Below are 14,592 nucleotides of genomic sequence, written 5' to 3' on the forward strand. Positions count from 1 at the left end.
GCGCCGGGCGCGGTCGCGCGGGTGTCAGCAGCGGCTGATGCTCGCGTTGGAGAGCGTGACGTTGCTGATGGTCAGGTTGGTGGCGCAGGGGTTCTCCACGATCCGGTTGTTGGCCAGCGTGAAGTTCCGCAGGGTGATGTCCCGGTTGCCGGGGAACTCGGCACGGGCCGCCAGGCGGACCTCCCCGCCACCGCTGATGGTGCCGCCGCCCGCCGCGATGTCCACGCCGGTGCAGTTCTCGATCAGGACGGCGTTGTTGCCGGTGTTGGCGATGTCCACCCGGTTGATCGCCGTGCCGCCGGACTCCGAGACACAGAAGACACCCCGGCCTCCGCCGCGCGCCCGGACCGTGCCGACCCGGATGTTGATCGGGTACGACGAGCCGATCCGACCCGCGCGGTTGGCGACCCGGAAGGCGGCGTAACCGGTACCCGTACCGGCGTTCTCCGCGTCCACCGTGGTCACCGTGGCGTTGATCGTCTCGTTGAGCAGCAGACCCGACTCGCCGACGTTGCGGGCGGTCACCGTGCCGATGGTCAGCCCGTCCACCCCGTACGTCTCGACCGCGTGGGACCGGGCGCCGGAGACGTACACGTTGTCGATGCGGATGTTGCGGGACCACTGGCTGGTGTCGCCCCGGTTGTCGATGCGGACGCCCAGGCCGCCGGAGAGCCGCATGTCGATCTGCCCGAGGATCACGTTCGTCACGTTGCGCATGAAGATGCCGTACAACGGGGCGCCGGTGACGCTGAGGTTCTGCACCTCGACCTGGGTGGTGCCGCGGGAGTAGATCGGTGCCTGGTCACCGGAGCCTGAGCCGGTGACGTTGATGGTGCCGCACACGTCGATCGTGGTGTAGCTGGGCAGCGAGATGCGCGAGCCCGCGCTGATCGTGCCGGAACCCCGGACCACGACCCGCTGTTTGCTGGTCCGGCCGGCGCTGAGGCTGTTCACCGCCGCCTGCACGGCGGCACGCATGTCGGTGCCGGTGTAGACCGTGCTGCCGCCGTTGCGGGCGGTCCAGGTGCCACCGTTCAGGACTGCCTCGGCCTGGAACGCGCCGGTGCCGCAGCCGCTGGAACCGCCGAGGACCACCAACTGCCACTGCTGGTTGGTGCCGCCGACGTCCTGGTACTGCGAGATCATGCCGCCGTCGGCGGTGGACCACTCCCACACGTCCAGCGCCTTGTTCGAGTGCCGGTTGACGAAGCGGACGTAGCCGCCGTCGGAGTCGGCCAGCCGGAAGTGCTGCCGGTTGTTGCCGCTGACCGGCGTGTTCTGCACGAGTTGGACGCCGTCGTTGGCGTTGGGCAGTTCGAGGACCTTGCCGCTGTGCACCGAGCGGATCTGGTAGTAGCCGTTGCCCGCGTCGACGAAGCGCCACTGCTGCACCGCCGCGTCGTTGCGGGTGAACTGGTTGACCGGGGCGTTGTCGGCGGTGGACCAGTTCCACACGTCCATCGCCTTGCCGCTGTGCCGGTTGACGAACACGTACGTGGCGTTGGGGTCCACGGTGGCGGCCCGTGCGGCCGGCGCGGTGACCGTCTCGGCGGTGCCGAGGAGCACCAGCGCGGCGACGACCACCAGGCCGAGCCGTGGTCGTCCCTTCGTTGTCCTGAGCAGCATGCGGTTCCTCCGGGGTGTGGATCGGTGGTGGTCGGTTACGACGCGGCGACGCCCGCGCGGACGTGGACCGCGCGGGCGCCGCCGCCCGGTGGCGAGGGGTACGCCGGTCCGGGGTCAGGCGATCGCGCAGGGCGTGGCGTTGAGGGTGAAGGCCGACGGTGCGGCGGTGTTGCCGCCGTGGGTCGCCTGGAAGCCGATGGTGACCGAGGCGTTCGGGGCGATGGTGCCGTTGTAGGCGGCGTTACGGGCGGTCACCGCACCCGACGACGGGGCATAGGTGGCGTTCCAGCCGCCGGTGATGGTCTGCCCGCCGGGCAGCGTGAAGGCCAGACTCCAGCCGTCGACCGGGGTCGGGCCGGTGTTGGTGATCGTCACCGAGGCGGTCAGCCCGGTGTTCCAGGCGTTGACCGTGTAACCCACCCGGCAGCCCGTACCCGGCGGCAGGGTCGGGGTCGGCGGCACGGTCGGGGTCGGCGGTGGGGTGGTGGGGGTGGTCGTCGGCGTCGGGGTGGTGGTCGGCGGCGTGCCGTCCAGGCCGAAGAACCGCAGCGCCCCGGCGGCGTCGACCGGCAGGTTGTGCGACACCCCCTGCATGCTGATCGCCTCGACCGGCGCGGTGCCGCCGCTACTCCCGTAGCGGGTCCGGGTGTAGCCGGCCTGCGGACTGTCGGTCGCGGTCGGGGCCTGGCTCAGCCCGTGCACGTTCGTCCACTGTTTGACCTGCTCACCGAAGTTCGGATACCGCAGGATGTCGTCGTTGGTGCCGTGCCAGATCTGCATGCGCGGTCGCGCTCCGGTGTAGCCCGGGTACGCGGCCCGCACCAGGTCACCCCACTGCTGCGGGGTACGCGTCACCTGCCCGTTGGCGCACTCGCTGTTCCACTCCGAGCCGTTGGTGGTGGCGAAACAGCCGAACGGTACGCCCGCGAAGGCCGCACCGGCGGCGAACACGTCCGGATAGACCCCGAGCAGCACGTTGGTCATCATCGCGCCGGACGAGACACCGGTGACGAAGATCCGTGACGGGTCGACCGGGTAGCGCTGCCGGACGTGGTCCACCATCGACATGATGCCCACCGGGTCGCTGCCGCCACCCCGGCGCAGCGCCTGCGGCGAGGAGACGTCGAAGCACTGGCTGCTGCGGGTCACCGACGGGTAGACCACGATGTAGCCGTACCGGTCGGCCAGCGACGCGAACTGGGTGCCGGAGTGCAGGGCCGGGCCGCTGCCGGTGCAGTAGTGCACCGCGACCAGCAGCCCCGGCCGGGGTGCGACCCGGTCCGGCACGTAGAGGTACATGCGCAGGTTGCTCGGGTTGGTGCCGAAGTTGGTGACCTCGGTCAGCGTCGCTGCCGAGGCGGGGGTCGGGATCGACAGCGCGGCCAGCGCCGTCAACGCGATGGCCGCCAGGGCGGCGCAACACAGTCTGATCGCCGTTCTCATCGGGGCGTGTCCTCCGGACGGGGTGCGGACAGGGCTGTTCCGATCGAGGGCTGCCCGGTGCCCATGGTCGTCCGGCTCAAGGAACATCGATGATTATCAGTTGGCGGGGTGGTGGGTGGCAAGCCGCCGCGCTGTCGACCCGACCCGGCTGACGGTCGCCGTCAGCGCCGCCGGGCAGGGGTGCCCGTGCTCACTGCTCGTCGTCGACCACGTCGGTCTCGCCGTCGTGCGAGAACAGCGACGGCAGATGCTCGTCGGGCTGTGGTGCCTGCGCCGGGTCGTGGTGCGGGTCGCCGTCGGGGGAGAAGAGCACCTGGTCGGTCTTCGCGGTCTTCTCGCGTTCTTCCTCCGGCTCGGTCACGACCCGCTCCTCCGCTCGTGGGCGTTGCTCCTCGACGCTACGTGCGGTCGGCGGCACGTCAGGGTGGGCGGTGCCGCCGACCACCCGAACGGGGTCAGGGCCGCAGCAGCACCGGACCGGCGTCGATCCGGGTGCGGAACAGCGCGTACGGCTTGCGGCGCAGGTCCCGTCCCCGGTTGAACGGCGGTTGCCGGTGCACCTGGTTGGCGATCACGTACAGGTGTCGGTCGACGGCCACGCTCAGCGTGTCCGGCCAGAGCAGCCGCGCGTCGTGCACCACGGTCTCGTACCCGCCGTCGGGTCGTCGGCGCAGCACCGCGTTGTGCTCGTAGTTGGTGAGGTAGAGGCGTCCGGCGTCGTCGGACTCCAGCCCGTCGGCGCCGCCGCCCTTGTCTCCCTCGTCGACCACGCTCGCCGCCACCGCCGCGTCGTCCAGGGTGCGGTCGGCCAGCGCGTCGGTGGCGACGCTGTACCAGCGACGGGTGGCGAGGGCGCAGTAGTAGAGCCGGGCCCCGTCGGCGGAGATGGCGATGCCGTCCGCACCGACGCCCACCGGTTGCGGCGGGCCGTCCGGCGGCCGGACCAGGAACGGGCGGCCCTCGACCACCGGGCGGAAGTCGGCCAACGGTGCGGCCTTGGTCGACGGGTGGTCGTTGAGTCGGCGCCACGACTCGCCGCTGGCCAGGTCCACCACGATCAGCGCGTTCGGCGCCCCGTCGGCGGAGTCGGTGAGGTACGCCAGACCCGCCTCGCCGCGCCGCAGGTCGAAACGGACGTCGTTGAGGTACGAGGTGGGCAGTGCCACGTCGGGCGGGAACGTGATCACCTGGGCGACCCGGTCGGTGCGCAGGTCGATGCGGACCAGCTTCGGCCCGCCCGGTTCGGTCGGTTGGAACATCGGGCTGCCGGTGTCGAGCGCCCAGAGCCGGTCGGCGGGGTCGACCACGACGCTCTGCACCGACACGAAGGCGGAGGGGTCGTCGTTGCCGGACGGGGTGTTCCACGCCCGGTCGGGGTAGGCGACCTCGCGTCCGCGCCGCAGCTCGACCACGGTCGCGGGCACCTCGTCACCCCAGCGGGGGAAGTTGACGAAGATCCGCCCCCGGTGTGAGACGGTGACCCCGGTCGGCATCGGGCCTCGGAACCGGTGCACCACGTCCAGCGTGCCGACCGGTTCGTCGGTGGGTAGTCCGTTGCGCATCTGCGACCTCCCGGAAGATCCCGGCATCGGTTGATCTCTCTATATCAATCATTGCAAATCGGGCAGGGGGTTCGACACCTCGCGTCAGCCATCCGACCCACCGACGGCCGGAAATCCATTCGTCACGCAACCGTCATGCGTCCGCGCGGTACCCGCCACCTGCCGTCGGCAGGGTGGGTCAAACCCCTCCGTGTGGAAAGGAGCGCGCTATGGCCGTCGGACTGGACGACCACCTGGTCACTCTGACCTGCGACAACTGCGGTGACATCGTCACCGGGTCGGGTGCGCCCTCGGGCGGCGAGGTGGTGTGGACGCTGCTCTCCGAGCACGGCTGGAGCGGCTCCCCACTCGCCGACGGTCCGCACCGATGCGCCCACTGCACCCGACTCGGCCCGGCCTCCGACGGCGTACCCGGCGGCGTCACCGGCATCGAGCACCTCGACGGCGTGACCGTGGTGACCATCGCCGGTGACGTCGACCTCGACACCGGCGACGCCCTGGAGTTGGCGTTGCGGCACGCGACCGACATGGGCGGCCACGTGATGGTGGACCTCGGCCGCACCGACCTGATCGACTCCACCGCGCTGGGACTGCTCGTCCGGGCCCACCACCGCCTCGCCGAGCGTGGCGCGGCGCTCTGTGTGGTGACGAGGTCGCCGCTGATCCGTCAGGTGCTCCAGGTCACCCGCCTGGACGAGGTGTTCCCGCTCGTCGAGACCCGCGCCGACGCCTTCGCCCGGCTCGGCGGCGCTGCCGCCGACTCCGCCCACTGACCGGAGACCGACCCGGTCGCGATGCCCGGTCCCGTTCGCCGATCGGCGGGCGGGACCGTCGTCGTCTCCGGTGCTGTTCCGCGAGCGACACCGCGACGGGTCGTGTCGCCCGATCCCGGGCCCTGGGGGAGGGGCCCGGGACCGGTCCGGCCGCGGGACCTGGCCGGGGGATAGGCGACACGGGGTGAACAGATCCGGCTCGCCCGTACCAGCCGGTGCCTGGCGGTACGGGCGAGCCGAAGCTCAGTGGCGGCTGCGCCGGGTGTTGGCCAGCCGCAGGGCGTTACAGACGTCCACCACACCTTCGACGTCCCAGGCCAGCTCACCGGCGGCCCGGCGGGTCTCCGCGCTGCCGACCAGCCCGGTGAGGATCACCACGCTGTTCTGCACCATCACGGTGATCTGCTGCCGTCGGGTGGTCCAGTCGGCGCTGAGTCGTTGGGCGACCAGGGCGGCCAGGCGGACGTCCTCGTCGTGGTGTTGCGGTTCGTCCCAGAGCGCACGGAAGGAGTGGTCGTCGGGCATCGGCCAGGGCCACGGCATCACCACAGCGGTCTCCTTCGTCGTCGACGCCGGCGACGCGAGGCGCCGTCCCGATCGACCACCACACTGCGCAACGACCTTGGAGTGGACCGCACGGTTGGATGACATTTGCATGACAGATCCTGCCGATGCCCGCCGCCCACCGATGCCCGCGCCCGGCGTCGGGCCCGTCCCGGCCCGGCAGCCACGCGGCAGAAGGCCAGGTCAGAGTGGTGCGGTGACCGGCGGTGGGGCGTCGTCGGCCCGGTCCGCGGCGGGCAACCACAACACGAAGACGCTGCCCGCGCCGGGCCGGGAGAAGACCGCCGCCTGCCCGCCGTGCGACTCCACGATCTGCCGCACGATGGCCAGCCCGAGCCCGGTACGCCGGTCACCCGAGTCGCCCCGCCCGGTCTCGCCGCGCCAGAACCGGTCGAAGACCCGGCGCTGGTCGTCCTCGGCGATACCCGGCCCCTCGTCCGCCACCGCCAGCCACAACCAACCGCCCGCCCGACCGGTCGCCACGTGCACCGCACCGCCCAGCGGGGACAGGCGTACCGCGTTGGAGAGCAGATTGCCCGCCGCCCGGCGCAACGCGTCCGGGTCGCCGATGAGACCCAGGTCCGTGCCGAGCGCGTACCGCAGCCGCAGCCCGCGCCCGGCGGCCAGCGGGGCGAAGTCCTCACCCGCCTCGCGGGCCACCGCGCTCAGGTCGACGTCGGTGTCGGCCATCGCGTCGGCGTCCCGGCGTGCGGTGGCCAGCAAGTCCTCCACCAGCCGCGACATCCGGGTGGTCGCCCGGTCGATCGTCGCCACCGCCGCCGTACGCTCCGGCTCGGTCGCCTCCGGCGAGTTCAGCGACGCGTCCAGGTTCGCCCGGATGATCGCCAGCGGACTGCGCAACTCGTGCGAGGCGTCGTCGATGAGCTGACGTTGGGCGTGGAAGGCGTGGTCCAGCCGGTCCAGCATCGAGTCGATGGTGTCGCCGAGATCCCGCAGCTCGTCGCGGGGACCGGCCAGCCGGATCCGGCGGGACAGGTCGGTGGCCTGGATGTCCCGGGCGGTACGCGCGATCGCGCCCACCGGACGCAACGCCCGCCCGGACAGCACCCACCCGATGCCGAGACTGGCCACGAAGAGTCCACCGAGCGCGATCAGCGAGTAGTCCCGGACGGTCTGCAACAGCCGCAGGTTGACCTCGTCCTCGATCTGCTGCACCTCGGCCACCTCGATGGTGGTGCCGGTGGCCACCGTCCGGCCGTCCTCCTTCTGCTTGTAGAGCTGCGCCTCGTACCGTTTGCTGATCGGCTTGGGGTCCACCGCCCGGTCCACCGCCACGTACGCCACCGCCAGCCCCGCCCCGGCCAACGCGAACAACAGCGTCGAGTAGAGCACCGTCAACCGGAACCGGATCGACCGGAACAGCCTCACGCCGCCACCTCGCTCACGCTGCCACCTCGCTCACGCTGCCACCTCGCTCACGCTGCCACCTCTCGCAACCGGTAGCCGCGCCCGATCACCGTCTCGATCGGTGGCTCGGTGTCGGTGCCGGTGAGTTTGCGTCGCAGCGTACCCACGGTGACCCGGACCGTCTCGGTGAACGGGTCGGCGTTGGCGTCCCAGACGTGCTCCAGCAGTTCCTCGGCGGGCACCACCCGACCGGGATGCGTCATCAGGTACTCCAGCACCCCGAACTCCTTGCGGGTGAGCTGGAGTTCCCGTACGCCCCGCCGGGCCTCCTGCCGCGCCACGTCCAGCGTCAACGCCCCGACGGTCAGCACCGCCCCGGTGCCGCCGGTGTCCCGCCGCAACAGCGCCCGGACCCGCGCCAGCAGCTCGGCGAGGGCGAACGGCTTCACCAGGTAGTCGTCGGCGCCCTCGTCGAGCCCGCGTACCCGGTCGCCGAGCGCGCCCCGGGCGGTCAGCATCAACACCCGCAGGTCCTGCCCAGCGGCGACCTCCACCGCGCCGGAGCGGATCGCCCGGCACACCGCGAACCCGTCCTCGTCGGGCAGGTTGACGTCCAACAGCATCAGGTCGTACGCGTTGACCAGCAGCAGCTCGTACGCCTGCGCCGCGTCCACCGCGACGTCGACGGCGTAACCGGCGCGGACCAACCCGAGCCGCAACGCGCCGGCCAGGTCCTCCTCGTCCTCCACCACGAGCAGCCGCATGTCCCGTCACCCTCTCGCGATCAGCCTCTGCGCCACCTGCGACGCGCGGTCGATCGGGACCGCGAAACCGATCCCGATGTTGCCGCCCCCCTCCAGTGTGGCGATGGCGGTGTTCACCCCGACCACCTCGCCCCGCCCGTTGACCAGCGGCCCGCCCGAATTGCCGGGGTTGATGGACGCGTCGGTCTGCACCGCCGGCTGCCGCGCGCCACCACCGAGCCGGACCGGGCGGTCCAGCGCGCTGACGATCCCGGCGGTCACGGTGCCGGAGAGCCCCAGCGGCGAACCGACGGCCAGCACCGGCTCGCCCACCCGAGTCTGCCCGGTCGGGGCCAGCGGCAGCGGGCGCAGCCCGTTGCCCGGATCGACGCGCAGCACGGCGATGTCCGTACCCGGATCACGGCCCACCAACCGCGCGGTCAACCGACGGCCGTCCTGACCGACCACCTGGATGGTGCCGCCCCGGGCCACCACGTGGTCGTTGGTGACCACGTGCCCCCGGTCGTCGATGAGGAAACCGGAACCGGAGGCACCGCGCCCGCCGGACGAGGTCTGCACCGACACCACCCCGGCCAGGACCCGGTCGGCGGCGGCCACCAGGTCGCCACCGGGCCCGAGGGCGAGCGGTGGCGCGGCCTCCGCCGCCTCCGGCGCGTCGTCGCGGGCGGCGAGGTGACCGGCCACCCCACCGGCGCCCGCGGAGACCGCCACCAGCGTCAACCCGACCAGCAACTTCCGAGGCCACCGCGACGGCCCACCGCCGGGGGAGACGTCCGGCGGCGTGTCCGGCCCGACCACCCCACCAGCACCGGTGGGTACGCCCGGCGGAGCCGGTGTGCCTCTCGGTACGCCGTGCGGGGCGGCACCGGGATGCAGGTTCGGGGAGACGAACCGCGGCCCGCGCGGCTCACCGAGGCCCGGAATCGTGCTCGTCATGAACTGTCCCTTCGAAGTCGTCACGGCAGGCGGGAGAACCAGAACATCGACGCCGCCGCGGCCAGCAGCGCGAGCACCAGCCCGCCACCGATGAACCGGGCCGACACGTCCTGCCGCTCCATCCGGTAGCCCACCGACGAACCGATGTCGGCGTACGCCTCGCGCAACTCGGCGCTGCTGCCCGCCTCGTAGTAGCCGCCCCCGGACTGCTCCGAGACGACCCGCAGGGTCTCCCCGTCGACCGGTACGCGCTGACCCGCGCCGATCTGACCGTCGAGCGTGCCGAAGGAGATGGTGTCGACCGGTACCCCGGCCTCCACCGCGTCGCCCGCCGCCGAGGTGGGGTTGCGTCCGGTGGTGTTGGCCCCGTCGGAGAGCACCACCACCCGGGCCGGTGGCGGCTCGGTGACCGCCTGCGCGTCCAGCGTGCGGATCGACTCCAGCGAGGCGTCGATGGCGTCGCCGATCGCGGTGCCCTGCACGCCGGTGACGCCCTCGTCGAGCCGGTCGATACCGGCCGCCATCACCTCCCGGTCGCCGGTGGGCGGCACCATCACCTGGGCGCTGCCGGCGAACGCCACCAGCCCCACGTTGAACTCCTCCGGCAGGTCCGCGACGAACTCCCGGGCCGCGTCCTTGGCGGCGATCAACCGATCCGGCGGTACGTCGTCGGCGAGCATGGACCGGGACACGTCCACCGCGACCATCACGGTGGCCCGTTCACGCGGCACGCGTACCTCGTCGGTGGGCCGGGCGAACCCGACCACGAGCAGCGCCAACATGGCGACGAACAGACCGGCGGGTACGTGTCGACGCCACGCCGGACGGCTCGGCGCGACCTTGTCCAGCAGTCGCAGGTTGGTGAACCGTACCGCGTACCGGCTGCGTCGCCGCTGCGTCACCAGGTAGCCGACGACCAGCGCGACCACCCCGGCGAGCAGCCACAACCTTTCCGGGGACTCCCAACTCACGCGCTTCTCCCTCCAGCCGGTCGGGTGGCTCGGGCGAGCCGTCGTTGGGCGTGGACGTGACGGACGATGTCGGTGATCCAGTCCCGGTCGGTGCTCAACGGCAGGTGTGACGCACCGGCCCGACGCAACGCCCGGTTCACCGCCAGTCGCTGGGCGGCTGCCGCCGCCGCGTACCGTTCCCGCAGCTTGCGGCTGCCGGTGGACACCTCGCGGCGCCGACCACTCTCCGGGTCGACGAGGGTGATCAGGCCGACGTCGGGCAGCTCCAGTTCGCGTGGGTCGCGGACCTCGACCGCGAGCACCTGGTGCCGGGCGGCCAGCCGCCGCAGCGGTCGCTCCCAGTCCGGCGGCGGCCCGTCCGCGCCGCCCATCCCCTCGTCGGGCAGGCCGTCGAGGAAGTCGGAGACCACCACGGCGAGCCCACGCCGACCGGCGGAGCGGCGCAACCCGTCGATCCCGTCGGCCAGCGCCACCGGCTGGGTGGCGGGCCGGCCCCGGGGCACCTCCATCAGCGTCCGCAGCAGACTGATCAGGTGGTGCCGTCCGGTACGGGCGGGGAATCGGCGTACCCCCGCGTCACCGAGCAGGTGCGCGCCGAGCCGGTTGCCGGTGCCGGCGGTGAGGAACCCGACGGCGGCCACGGCCGCCACCGCCAGTTCCCGCTTCTCCAACTCGGCGGTGCCGAAGTCCATGCTGGGCGTGGCGTCCACCAGCGTCCAGGTGGTCAGCTCCCGGTCCGCGTCCACGGTCCGCACGTGCGGCACGGCGGTACGCGCCGTCACCGACCAGTCCATCCGCCGCACCTCGTCCTCACCGGCCCGGTACTCGCGGCTGCCCGCCGGCTCGCTGCCCGCACCGGGCAGCAGCCCCAGGTGCTGGCCGTGCAGCAGCCCGTCCAGGCGGCGGGTGACCGTTAACTCCAACCGGCGCAGCCGACGCTGCGGTGCGAGCCGCCCGACACTCGTCGTGTGCGCGTTCACGCCGCCGCCCCCAGGCCGGGCCCCTGCTGCTCCTGAGCGGGGGCGATCTGCGGCGGCGGCACCGCCTCCACGATCCGCCGCACCAGCTCACCGGCGTCCACGTCGTCGGCGACCGCGTCGAAGCTGAGCACCAGCCGGTGGGTCAGCACGTCGGCGGCGATCTCCCGCACGTCGGCGGGGAGGACGTAGTCGCGGCCCCGCAGCAGGGCCAGCGCCCGTGCCGCGGCGACCAGGCCGAGCGTGGCCCGGGGACTGGCCCCGTACGCGAGCTGGTCCGCCACGTCGGCCAGCCCGAAGCGGCGCGGGTCCCGGGTGGCCAGCACCAGGCGTACGACGTACTCGGCCAACGCATGATGGACGAACACCTCGCGCGCCCGGGCCTGGAGCGCCACCAGTCGGCCCGGGTCCAGCACCGGCCGCGCGGCCGGGCTGCTGGTGCCCATCCGATAGAGGATGCCCAGCTCCTCGTCGTCCGTCGGGTAGTCGACCACGACCTTCATCAGGAACCGGTCACGCTGCGCCTCCGGTAGCTGGTACACCCCCTCGGACTCGATCGGGTTCTGGGTGGCCAGCACCAGGAACGGGGTCGGCACCGGATAGGTGCGTCCACCGAGCGACACGTGCCCCTCGGCCATCACCTCCAGCAGCGCCGACTGCACCTTCGCCGGAGCCCGGTTGATCTCGTCGGCGAGCACCAGGTTGGCCATCACCGGTCCCAGCTCCACGTCGAAGCTCTCCGTCGACGGGCGATAGATTCGGGTGCCGAGGATGTCCGACGGCACCAGGTCCGGGGTGAACTGGATCCGGGCGAAGCTGCCGCCCACCGCCGTGGCCAGGGTCTCGGCGGCGAGCGTCTTCGCCACCCCCGGTACGCCCTCCAGCAGGCAGTGCCCCCGGGCCAGCAGCGCGGTCAACAGCCGCTCCACCAGCCGGTCCTGCCCGACGATGACCCGCTTCACCTCGAACAGGGTCTGTTCCAACAGTCGGGCCGCCCCGGCGTGCTCGCCGATGACGTCGAATTCGCGTATGTCGGTCGTCGTCACGCAGTCGCTCCTCGGTCGCGTCAGGGACGCGGGTACCCGACCCACGGGGAAGGCCGGGTACCCGCTCCTGACCCATTGGGCCAGAGCCCCCCGAAAGACAACCGAACGACGACCGTGAAGGCCGGGGACCGCCAGGTCGATGGACCCGGTCTCCTTCCCGGCGAGGTGAAGTGGGGTTTGCGGGCACTATCGAGCTGATGGCACAGACGGATCGCGGCCCCGGCCCGCGCACCGTCGCATCACGACGGTGCCCGTCGCGATCGCAGCTCGACAGGTCCCAGACCCACAGATGTACGCCGACCCTGGTCGCGCACCGGTTCGGCAGTTGAGCGGTCGACCGCCTCGCCGAGATCACGCTCGATCCTGGATCGAGTGGCATCCCAGCGCCACGACAACCACTCGATCCAGCATCGAGCACGACCTTGACGTCGAGGCGCGAGTGAGCCGGCGTAAGCACCGCCCACCGGCTCGGCGACACCATCGAGGCGGCACGCCGACGCCCAGCCCGAGGTGATCAAGGGGTTTTGGCCCCGTAGACGCACCGCTAGCGACCAAAACTTCTTGATCACCACGCCTGGAGGCGGCACAGGGCAGGTCGACCCGTCGGGGCGGCTTCCCGGACCTGCTGGGGTGATCAAGGAGTTCTGGTTCTGTGGGCGTACCAGGGGTGACCAGAACTCCTTGATCAACGGGCCGAGGGTGGGTGGGGTGGGGGTGGGGTGGGTGGGGGCAGGGGGGTCAGGGGCGGTTGCGGTGGGTTCGGTAGCGGCGGATGAGGGCGGCGGTGGAGCTGTCCAGGGTGGTCAGGTCGGGCTGGTCGCCGGTGAGCAGGGGGGCGAGCTGGTTCGCCATCACCTTGCCGAGTTCCACGCCCCACTGGTCGAACGGGTTGATGTCCCAGATCGCGCCCTCGGTGAGGACGATGTGCTCGTAGAGGGCGACCAGTTGGCCGAGGGTGGCGGGAGTGAGACTGAGGGCCGTGATCGAGGTGGTGGGGTGGTTGCCCGCCATCACCCGGTGCGGTACGAGGTCCGCCGGGGTGCCCTCGGCGGCGACCTGCTCGGCGGTGCGGCCGAAGGCCAGCGCGGCGGTCTGGGCGAAGAAATTCGACATGAACAGGTCGTGCATGTCGCCGATCTCGTGGTTGGGCTCGCTGAACCCGATGAAATCGGCCGGCACCAGCCGGGTGCCCTGGTGCAGCAACTGGTAGAAGGCGTGCTGGCCGTTGGTGCCCGGCTCGCCCCAGAAGATCTCCCCGGTGTCGTACGACACGGGCTGACCGTCGGTGCGGACCGACTTGCCGTTGCTCTCCATGGTGAGCTGTTGCAGGTAGGCCGGGAACCGGTGCAGGTACTGCGAGTAGGGCAGCACCGCGTGGGTCTGCGCGCCGAGGAAGTTGACGTACCAGATGTTCAGCAGCCCGAGCAGCACCGGGGCGTTGCGGGCGAGCGGCGCGGTGCGGAAGTGCTCGTCCACGGCGTGGTAGCCGGCCAGCATCTCGTCGAAGCGCGCCGGGCCGATGGAGAGCATCACCGACAGGCCGACCGCCGACGGCAACGAGTAGCGTCCGCCGACCCAGTCCCAGAAGCCGAACATGTTCGCCGGGTCGATGCCGAAGTCCGCGACCCGCTGGGCGTTGGTGCTGACCGCGACGAAGTGCCGGGCCACCGCCTCGTCGCCCGCGTCGAGCCCGGCCAGCAGCCAGCGTCGGGCCTGGTGGGCGTTGGCCAGGGTCTCCTGGGTGGAGAAGGTCTTCGACACGATCACGAACAGCGTGCTGGCCGGGTCCAGGTCGGCGGTGGTGTCGTGGATGTCGGTGGGGTCGATGTTCGACACGAACCGGCAGGAGATGCCGGCGTCGCGGTACGCCTTGAGCGCCTCGTACGCCATCACCGGCCCGAGGTCGGAGCCGCCGATGCCGATGTTGACCACGGTGCGGATCCGCTCGCCGGTGTGCCCGCGCCACTGGCCGGACCGCACCTGCTCGGCGAACTCGGCCATCCGCTGCCGGACGGCGTGCACGTCGGCCACCACGTCCTGGCCGTCCACGGTCAGCGTGGCGTCGCGGGGCAGCCGCAGCGCGGTGTGCAGGACGGCCCGGTCCTCGGTGCCGTTGATGTGCGCTCCGGCGAACATCGCGGCGATGCGGTCGGTGAGTCCGACCCGCTCGGCCAGCGCGGTCAGCAGGGCCAGGGTCTCGTCGGTGACCAGGTTCTTGCTGTAGTCGACGTAGAGATCGGCCACCTCGACGGTCAACCGCTCGCCCCGGTCGGGATCACCGGCGAACAGGTCCCGCAGGTGCGTCGCGCGGATCTCGTCGGCGTGCTTGCGCAGGGCCTGCCACTCCTCGGTGGTGGTGACGTCCGCAGCCATCGGATCGATCGTCTCCTCGCAGGGTAGGCACGCCGGCGTCGTCCGTCCGGCGGGATGGGACCAGCCTGCCACACGAAGATCGCCGCACCGGGCCGGACGCGGTCGGACCGGTCACGATCCGCGTGGGTGTCGATGCGCTGCGCGCACGGGCGGCGGATGACGGCGGGGTCGCTGCCCGGTCCCGGAACG

Annotated in this window: 13 protein-coding genes; 1 reads left to right on the top strand and 12 read right to left on the bottom strand. The window is 71.8% G+C overall.

Annotated features, from left to right (window positions below; all coding sequences use genetic code 11):
- Nucleotides 1-24: 24 nt before the first annotated feature.
- The 4 genes from ACQVFL_RS12505 to ACQVFL_RS12520 all read right to left on the bottom strand — a co-directional run bounded on the left by ACQVFL_RS12505 (nt 25) and on the right by ACQVFL_RS12520 (nt 4,631).
- Nucleotides 25-1,626, bottom strand: a complete 1,602-nt coding sequence (locus ACQVFL_RS12505; protein ID WP_431729410.1) for an RICIN domain-containing protein — start codon at nt 1,624-1,626, stop codon at nt 25-27.
- Between the two features lie 114 nt (nt 1,627-1,740).
- The gene (locus ACQVFL_RS12510) at nt 1,741-3,069 is read right to left on the bottom strand and encodes an extracellular catalytic domain type 1 short-chain-length polyhydroxyalkanoate depolymerase (RefSeq protein ID WP_431729411.1); all 1,329 of its coding nucleotides are present in this window, start codon (nt 3,067-3,069) and stop codon (nt 1,741-1,743) included.
- Nucleotides 3,070-3,259: 190 nt separating this feature from the next.
- On the bottom strand, nt 3,260-3,430 hold the full coding sequence (locus ACQVFL_RS12515) for a hypothetical protein (RefSeq protein WP_162854384.1): 171 nt from the start codon (nt 3,428-3,430) through the stop codon (nt 3,260-3,262).
- A 94-nt stretch (nt 3,431-3,524) separates the two neighbouring features.
- Nucleotides 3,525-4,631: an L-dopachrome tautomerase-related protein gene (locus tag ACQVFL_RS12520; RefSeq protein ID WP_396694081.1), complete on the bottom strand. Its 1,107-nt coding sequence runs from the start codon at nt 4,629-4,631 to the stop codon at nt 3,525-3,527.
- 209 nt (nt 4,632-4,840) lie between these two features.
- Between ACQVFL_RS12520 and ACQVFL_RS12525 the strand changes: the two genes are divergently transcribed.
- Nucleotides 4,841-5,404 carry an STAS domain-containing protein gene (locus ACQVFL_RS12525; RefSeq protein WP_396694079.1) on the top strand — a complete coding sequence of 188 codons (564 nt, stop codon included), beginning with the start codon at nt 4,841-4,843 and terminating at the stop codon, nt 5,402-5,404.
- Between the two features lie 243 nt (nt 5,405-5,647).
- Here the strand turns inward: ACQVFL_RS12525 and ACQVFL_RS12530 are convergent, their stop codons facing one another.
- From ACQVFL_RS12530 to pgi, 8 genes are all read right to left on the bottom strand, one after another.
- Complete coding sequence (locus tag ACQVFL_RS12530) at nt 5,648-5,947, bottom strand: BON domain-containing protein (protein WP_396694179.1); 300 nt, start codon at nt 5,945-5,947, stop codon at nt 5,648-5,650.
- Between the two features lie 204 nt (nt 5,948-6,151).
- Entirely contained in the window at nt 6,152-7,357 is a 1,206-nt protein-coding gene (locus tag ACQVFL_RS12535; RefSeq protein ID WP_431729412.1) for a sensor histidine kinase, read from the bottom strand.
- Nucleotides 7,358-7,404: 47 nt separating this feature from the next.
- Nucleotides 7,405-8,100, bottom strand: coding sequence for a response regulator transcription factor (locus ACQVFL_RS12540; RefSeq protein WP_431729413.1), 696 nt, complete (start codon nt 8,098-8,100; stop codon nt 7,405-7,407).
- 6 nt (nt 8,101-8,106) lie between these two features.
- Complete coding sequence (locus tag ACQVFL_RS12545) at nt 8,107-9,036, bottom strand: S1C family serine protease (protein WP_431729414.1); 930 nt, start codon at nt 9,034-9,036, stop codon at nt 8,107-8,109.
- A gap of 20 nt (nt 9,037-9,056) precedes the next feature.
- A complete protein-coding gene (locus ACQVFL_RS12550) occupies nt 9,057-10,007 on the bottom strand; it encodes a VWA domain-containing protein (RefSeq protein WP_396694072.1) in 951 nt (316 codons plus the stop codon).
- Complete coding sequence (locus ACQVFL_RS12555; RefSeq protein ID WP_396694070.1) at nt 10,004-10,987, bottom strand: DUF58 domain-containing protein; 984 nt, start codon at nt 10,985-10,987, stop codon at nt 10,004-10,006. Before ACQVFL_RS12555 ends, ACQVFL_RS12550 begins: the two co-directional genes overlap by 4 nt.
- Nucleotides 10,984-12,015, bottom strand: coding sequence for an AAA family ATPase (locus ACQVFL_RS12560; protein WP_431729821.1), 1,032 nt, complete (start codon nt 12,013-12,015; stop codon nt 10,984-10,986). The genes ACQVFL_RS12555 and ACQVFL_RS12560 overlap by 4 nt, the downstream gene beginning before the upstream one ends.
- A gap of 753 nt (nt 12,016-12,768) precedes the next feature.
- The gene (gene pgi / locus ACQVFL_RS12565) at nt 12,769-14,403 is read right to left on the bottom strand and encodes a glucose-6-phosphate isomerase (protein ID WP_431729415.1); all 1,635 of its coding nucleotides are present in this window, start codon (nt 14,401-14,403) and stop codon (nt 12,769-12,771) included.
- Nucleotides 14,404-14,592 lie beyond the last annotated feature (189 nt).

The organism is Verrucosispora sp. TAA-831, assembly GCF_050780145.1.
Taxonomy (GTDB): domain Bacteria; phylum Actinomycetota; class Actinomycetes; order Mycobacteriales; family Micromonosporaceae; genus Micromonospora.